The following is a 7025-nucleotide window of genomic DNA, read 5'->3' on the forward strand; positions in this document are numbered from 1 at the left end:
GGGGACGTACCCCTTTATTGCACCCCGGCCGCCGGGCCGCTGATGCGCACCGGCGCCTGGTAGCCGTCAGGCTTGTCGCCCAGCGGCGCAGCGCCCGACAGCATGGTCTGCATGCCCGGCGTGAAGAAGGTGTAGGGATAGCCCGGCGCCGGCGCGCTGACCGCATCCAGGCGCTCGCGCAAAGCCGCCGGCAGTTCAAAGTCCAGCGCACCCAGGTTGTCCTGCAGCTGCGCCAGCTTGGTCGCCCCCACCATGACCGTCGCTATGCCGGGACGGTTGGCCACCCAGTTCACCGCCACCTGCGCCATGCTGCGGCCAACTTCGTTTGCCACTTTCTCCAATTCCGCCACGATCGCGAAATTGCGCTCGCTGAATTTGGAGAAAGCCGGGTTGTTCGAGCCGCTCATGGTCTGCAGCCGCCCTTCGCCGAACTGGCCGCCGGTGCTGGGTTTGTACTTGCCGGACAAGAGCCCACTGGCCAGCGGGCTCCACACCATCACACCCATGCCGTAGCGCGTGCCCAGGCCGATGAATTCATTTTCGATGGCGCGTTCAGCCAGCGAGTATTCCATTTGCAGCGCCGCCAGCGGTTCATAGCCGCGCAGCTCAGCGACCGCCTGCATGCGGCTGGCATACCAGGCCGGCACGTTGGACAAGCCGATGTGGCGCACCTTGCCTGCGCGCACCGCATCGTCCAGCGTGCGCAGCACTTCTTCCGGCTGCGTGACCATGTCCCAGGCGTGCAGCAGATACAGGTCGATATAGTCGGTTCCCATGCGCTGCAGCGAACCTTCCAGCGCGCGCATCAGATGCTTGCGGCCATTGCCGCCGCCGTTCGGGTTGGAAGGATCGGCGCTGTAAGACGCTTTGGTGGCCAGCACCAGCTTGTCGCGCAGACCGCTATCGCGCACAAACTCGCCGACCCAGCGCTCCGACTCGCCGTTGGTGTACAAGTCCGCCGTATCGATCAGGTTGCCGCCCGCCTCGGTGAAGGCCATGAACTGCTCGCGTGCACTGGCCTTGTCGGCGCCCCATCCCCAGTCGGTACCGAAGGTCATGGTGCCAAGGGCCAGGCGCGATACGCGCAGGCCGGAATTGCCGAGGGTGTAATACTGTTTGAGACTCATGCTTTCTCCATGGTGAGTTAGTTGACAATGAGGAAATGCCAAATAAACAATACCATGGATTTGAAAGTCGGGGTCAGCTCTGGCAATCGGACATCGTTTTCGCAATGCGAAAAACGATGTCCGATTGCCAGAGCTGACCCCGACTTTTATTACATAACCGGCTTGGCGCTGCCGTTGCTGATAGCTTCGTCGATCAGGGCGCGCGAGGTCTTGTCGGCTTCGCGCGAGAGGCGGCCTTGTTCGCGGCCGAGCTCGCCCATCTTCCTGCCGAGCTCGCGCATCGGCTTGGCGGCTTCGCTCATGCGCTCGTGCAGCGCCGCCATATTCGGCGCCTGCCGCGCTGCCATCGCGGCATGGCGGGCGCCGATCTCGGCTCCCTGGCGCGCCATTTCTACGCTCAGCGGTTCAAGCTGCTTGCGCAAGTCTTGCAGGTCGAGCTCGAGCTGGGCGCGGGTCTTGTCGTCAGCCAGTTCCATCTTGCGGCTGGCTTTTTCCATGGCGCGGCCGATGCGTTCTTGCTGGCGCGCTGACTTTTGCATCTTGCGCTCGATCTCGCGTTCCATTTCGCGGTTGGCGGCTTGCTGTTCCTTGCTACCCATGGCTGCTTCGACTTCTTTTTCGATCTGGGCGCCGAGGGCTTCCATTTGCTTGCCCTGGGCTTCCATCAGCTTGCTCTGCTCTTCCATCTTCTTGCCCTGCTCTTCGGCTGGCTGCCAGGCGGATTTGACCTTGGCCAGCACGGCTGGGTCCTGGATCAGGTAGGACTTGCCATCCTTGCGCACGTAGATGAAGTCGCCCTTGGTTTCCTGCTTCAGGCGCTGGGCGCCGGTCAGGTCGGAATTGCGGCCATGGACGTTCATCATTTGCTGGCCGTCGCGCACAACGGTGTAGGCGGTGCCGTTGCCGTCTTCGAAGTTGTAGTTATTGCTGCCACGATAGTCCTTCAGCTCCTTCGGTGGCTTGGGAGCCTTCGGTGGCTTCGGCGGCTTGGGCGGGCGTGGCAGATCCGCCGGCATCGCTGGCGCTGCGGCTTCGGCTGCCAGCGGCGCCGGTGGTGCGGGTGGGGCTTCCGGCGCCGGTGGTGCAGGCGGGGCTGGCGGGGCCGGTGGCGCCGGCTCCACCTCATGCTGCTGGTCGCTGACGTGCAGGATGGCGGCCGGGGCTGCGGCGGCCATGGGCGCTGCGGCGGGGGCCGGTGCTGCGGCGGGCGCTTCGGCAACGTCAGGAGCATCGGCGGCGGCCGGTGCATCGGGGGCCGCAGCGGTCATTGCGGCTGGTGCGGCGCTTGCCGCCGGAAGCGCGCTGGCGGTCGGCATGGCGTGGGCATACAGCGCTGCGCAGGCGGCAAAAATTCCTAACAGCGGGGTCGCCATCTTCCAGCTCAGTGGTTGTGCAGCTGGTCGGATCAGGCGTTTGATTCGGGACATGAGGTCTCCTCCGTGTGCCGCGGGGGCAGCAAAGTGAGTGGTGGCGAACTGGAATTTATCCAGTTCGGAAAGTGCAAGTGCCAGGCGCCGCGGTTCGCCGAGCGTGCTTGCGGCTAAGTCGTCTGCTATCTGTTCGCGTTCGCGGCGGATGCATTGCGACAGCATCCACACGCTCGGGTGGTAGAACAGGAAAATCTCGATGCCGCTCTGGATCAGGTTGACCAGGTAGTCATGGCGGCGCACGTGGGCCAGTTCATGCGCCAGCAGCGCCTCCAGCAGGTCGGGCGGCAGGCCGCTCACCAGGCAGGCCGGCAGCAGCACAATGGGGCGCAGCATGCCGGCGGTGATCGGGCCGTCCAGTGCGTCATCCGAAACGCCGAGGCGCACCGGGCGCTTGATACCCATGCGCTGGGCCAGGGCGGTGGCGCGCATCTGCCAGGTCGCGTCGGCGTGGTAGTGGTTGGGCCGGGTGCGCTGGCGTACCCATTGCAGGCCGAGCGAAAGGCGCAGCGTCATCAGGGCGGCGCCGGCTGCCCACAGCAGCACGAGCCAGGGCATCTGGCGGCGCAGCAGGTATTCCCAGCTGGTCATGGCGTCGACGTCGAGCAGGGCGCTGTCGGCGGCCTGCACGTCGCTGGCGCCGGGGATGGCGGCGATGACGCTGGTTTCCAGTGGGGTGGGCAGGACGTAGCCGGTGTCGGCGGCGTCGGCCAGGCGCCAGGCGAAATTGGCCAGCGGGAGGGCGGCGCACAGCAGCAAGGCGGCGCAGGCGACCAGGTAGCGGGTTTGGGGGCGGGCGTTGCGGAGAGCATGCAGGGCCAGGGCTGCCGCGCAGCCGATCAGCAAGCCTTGCCACAGGAAGTGCAGCAGGGACCAGCCGAGGGCGGGGATGATGGCGTTTAGCAGGTGACTCATGGCAGGCGGCTCCGGGTTTTTTGGTGTCCTTGCTAACTAGATTAAATGATCTAGAACTTTGTGTCTAGAAGTTTTTGTCTAGTTTCAGGTGCAGCGGCTCAGGAGGGAATCTAGCTGCTCGGCGCGGGGATGGCCTGGGGAATGCGACAGGATGCGGATTTTGGCGGCCAGGATGCTTTTAAACCGGTAAACCGGTGTCCGACCCGCAGGGTCAGGCACCGGCTGCGGCGCGGCCGCGGGGATTAGTAGATGACGACGGAGCGGATGGATTCGCCTTTTTCCATCAGGTCGAAGCCTTCGTTGATGCGGTCGAGCGGCAGGGTGTGGGTGATCAGCTCGTCGATCTTGAGCTTGCCTTCCATGTACCAGTCGACGATTTTCGGCACGTCGGTGCGGCCGCGGGCGCCGCCGAAGGCGGAACCGAGCCAGTGGCGGCCGGTGACCAGCTGGAATGGGCGGGTGGAGATTTCCTGCCCTGCCCCGGCGACGCCGATCACGATCGATTTGCCCCAGCCTTTGTGGCAGCATTCGAGCGCCTGGCGCATCAGCTGCGTATTGCCGACGCATTCGAAGCTGTAGTCGGCGCCACCGTCTGTCAGCTGCACGATCGCGTCCACCACGTTTTCCACATTGCGCGGGTTGATGAAGTGGGTCATGCCGAACTGGCGCGCCATCGCTTCGCGGGCGGGATTGATGTCGACCCCGATGATCTTGTCGGCGCCCACCATTTTCGCCGCCTGGATCACGTTCAGGCCAATGCCGCCCAGGCCAAACACCACCACGTTGGCGCCCGCTTCCACCTTGGCGGTGAACAGAACGGCGCCGACGCCGGTGGTCACGCCGCAGCCGATATAGCACACCTTGTCGAAGGGTGCGTCGGAACGGATCCTGGCCAGCGCGATTTCCGGCACCACGATGTAGTTGGAGAAGGTGGACGTGCCCATGTAGTGGAACAGCGGCTTGCCGTCAATCGAGAAGCGGCTGGAGCCGTCCGGCATCAGCCCCTTGCCTTGCGTGGCGCGGATGGCCTGGCACAGGTTGGTCTTGCGCGACAGGCAGAATTTGCACTGGCGGCATTCCGGCGTGTAGAGCGGGATGACGTGATCGTCTTTTTTGAGCGAAGTGACGCCGGGGCCGACATCGACCACCACGCCGGCGCCTTCGTGGCCGAGGATGGCCGGGAAGATGCCTTCCGGGTCCGCGCCGGACAGGGTGAAATGGTCGGTGTGGCAGATGCCGGTGGCCTTGATTTCCACCAGCACCTCGCCCGCGCGCGGGCCGTCCAGCTCTACTTCTTCAATGGTGAGCGGGGCGCCCGCCTTCCACGCTACTGCTGCTTTCGTCTTCATCGCTGGACTCCAGATGTGATAAAGACGACAGCATAGCTTAAGTCCTAACAGCGAGCATGGACTCAAGGCCCAGCATATGCGACACGGTGCGCCACAGCTGGCGCGGCGAGGTCCACGGCTTGGGCAGGAAGGCGTGCGCCTGGTGGTGCAGCATCGGCTGGCTGGCCGAATACAGCAGCACCGGCGTGTACTGGTCGACTTGCCGCAGCTTGCGGATCAGGGTGTGCCCGTCGCCGTCCGGCAGGTCGGGATCGATCACCAGCAAGGCAAACTCGCCGCGCTGCAGCTGGTTTTGCGCTTCGCCATAGCTGGCGGCGTGCACCACTTGAATTTCCGGCGCCAGCAAGGTGGCCAGCACCACGGCGCTATCTTCGTCGGGATCGACGTGCAGCACCCGGGGCGCCGGATGCAAATCAAATGACATGTTCATGGAACGGTTCTCCGCACTGCAGGGAATGGTCGGCGGAGCTGGGCCGAGGGATCTTGCCGGGCCGCGAAGGAAGGGGCGGCCGCTGGAATTGATGGCGGTGGGCGAGTCGGGGCCCACCGCAATAGTCTACCGTATGTCGTCGCGGCGATGAAAACTATTTTTTCAGTCGTGCATTGAATGCTGCATGCAAACCATTCAAGGTTTCTTCCGCTGCAAGCAGCTGGTCGGCCACTTCGTTGATCTTGCGCCGGCTCGAGCGGGCGTGGTCGCGCAGTACTTCGAAGGCGGTGTTGCGGTCGGTCTGGAACTTGCACATCAACAGCCCTACGGCCAGGCTGGTCTCGCGGCCGGCGGCCAGCGCGGCATTGAGGTTGATTTCCGTGCGGCGCAGCTGGCGGATTTCGTCGGCGCGCGCCAGTCCCGCTTCGAAGGCCGGCATCAGGTGCTGCTCGTCGACCGGCTTCACGACGAAGCCCACCGCGCCATAGGCAGCGGCCTGTTTGCCGGCGTCGGCGTCGCCGCGGCCGGAGAGGAACATGAAAGGCACGGTGGTGTTGCGGTTCAGCTGCTTGGCCAGTTCCAGGCCGGACATGCCGGGCATGTGGATGTCCAGCAGGGCCAGGTCAGGTTCCCGTTCTGCGATCAGGGCCAGGGCCTGGTCGGAGGAATGGGCCAGGATGGTGTCGTAACCGGCGCGGGCCAGCAGCTCGCCCAGGAACTCGGTCAGGATCTTGTCATCGTCGACGATCAGGATCAGGCGCTTTGGCGGAGTCTGGGCGTTCATCGGCGTCAACCTTATGGTTATGCTAATGGGGAAATTATAGACTGAAATTCCCGCACCGCCGCCGCCACGTCATCGGCCAGGTAAATGCTGGTAATCGCTGCCACCATATGCGCCCCTTCGGCCACCAGTGGCCGAGCGTTTTCCGGCGTCATGCCGCCGATCACGCACAACGGGACGCTGATCGCTTCACGCGCGTGGCGCAGGATCGAAGGCTCGGTGGTGACTGCGTACTGCTTCACCTTGGACGGATAAAAGCCGCCGAAGGCCACGTAGCTGGCGCCGGCCGCCTGCGCCGCCTGGGCGCGCGCCAGTTCGCCATAGCACGAGGCGCCAATCAGCTTGTTCGGCCCGAGCGAAGCGCGCACCTCGGCCAGCGGGGCGTCGGTGCCGCCCAGATGTACGCCGTCGGCGCCCAGCTCGCGGCACAGCGCCACGTGGTCGTTGACCAGGAAGGGCACGCTGTACTTGTGGCACAACTCGCGCAGCGCCCCGCCCTGTTCACGGCGCAGCGCCGGACCGGCGTCCTTGTGGCGGTACTGCAGCAGGGCCACGCCGGCGGCCAGCACCTGCTCGGTGATGGCCAGCAGTTTTTCAGTGTCATCCCAGTTTGGGGTGACCAGGTAAAGTCCTTGCATTCCTTATGCTCCTTAGCGTTGCGGGATGCGCTGGCCGGGCGCGATGGCGTATGAGGCGGCCAGTGCGCGCTGGGTGTAGCCCTGGGCCTTGGTCAGCGCCTGCGCCATATTGTTGCCCAGCGCGAGCAGGGCCGCGGTGGCGGCAGCCAGGGTGCAGCCGCTGCCGTGGAAGCTGCCGGGCAGGCGCGGCCAGCTCCAGTTCTGCTGGCGGTCCGGCCCGAGCCAGCGGTTGATCACCACCCCGCTGTCCTCGTCATGACCGCCGGTCACCAGCACATGGGTGGCGCCCAGGGCGCGCAAGGCGCGCGCGTGCGCCAGCGCATCGCCGTGGCGCGTGCCGTGCCAGGCCGGGTGGCCG

7 protein-coding genes are annotated in these 7025 nt (G+C 65.1%); all 7 read right to left on the reverse strand.

What is annotated here, in order from left to right:
* Positions 1-14: 14 nt before the first annotated feature.
* The gene (locus GM658_RS18410) at positions 15-1127 is read right to left on the reverse strand and encodes an aldo/keto reductase (protein ID WP_155455516.1); all 1113 of its coding nucleotides are present in this window, start codon (positions 1125-1127) and stop codon (positions 15-17) included.
* Positions 1128-1276: 149 nt separating this feature from the next.
* Positions 1277-3469, reverse strand: coding sequence for a M56 family metallopeptidase (locus GM658_RS18415; RefSeq protein ID WP_155455517.1), 2193 nt, complete (start codon positions 3467-3469; stop codon positions 1277-1279).
* A gap of 242 nt (positions 3470-3711) precedes the next feature.
* On the reverse strand, positions 3712-4818 hold the full coding sequence (locus GM658_RS18420; protein ID WP_155455518.1) for an S-(hydroxymethyl)glutathione dehydrogenase/class III alcohol dehydrogenase: 1107 nt from the start codon (positions 4816-4818) through the stop codon (positions 3712-3714).
* A gap of 37 nt (positions 4819-4855) precedes the next feature.
* Positions 4856-5248, reverse strand: a complete 393-nt coding sequence (locus tag GM658_RS18425; protein WP_155455519.1) for a response regulator — start codon at positions 5246-5248, stop codon at positions 4856-4858.
* A gap of 154 nt (positions 5249-5402) precedes the next feature.
* Positions 5403-6032: an ANTAR domain-containing response regulator gene (locus GM658_RS18430; RefSeq protein WP_155455520.1), complete on the reverse strand. Its 630-nt coding sequence runs from the start codon at positions 6030-6032 to the stop codon at positions 5403-5405.
* A 17-nt stretch (positions 6033-6049) separates the two neighbouring features.
* Positions 6050-6667, reverse strand: coding sequence for a thiamine phosphate synthase (gene thiE / locus GM658_RS18435; protein WP_155455521.1), 618 nt, complete (start codon positions 6665-6667; stop codon positions 6050-6052).
* A 12-nt stretch (positions 6668-6679) separates the two neighbouring features.
* Positions 6680-7025: bifunctional hydroxymethylpyrimidine kinase/phosphomethylpyrimidine kinase (locus GM658_RS18440; protein WP_211841894.1), on the reverse strand; the 346-nt coding region annotated here is incomplete at its 5' end.

Origin of the sequence: Massilia eburnea (assembly GCF_009720745.1) — a bacterium.
GTDB lineage: Bacteria > Pseudomonadota > Gammaproteobacteria > Burkholderiales > Burkholderiaceae_D > Rugamonas > Rugamonas eburnea.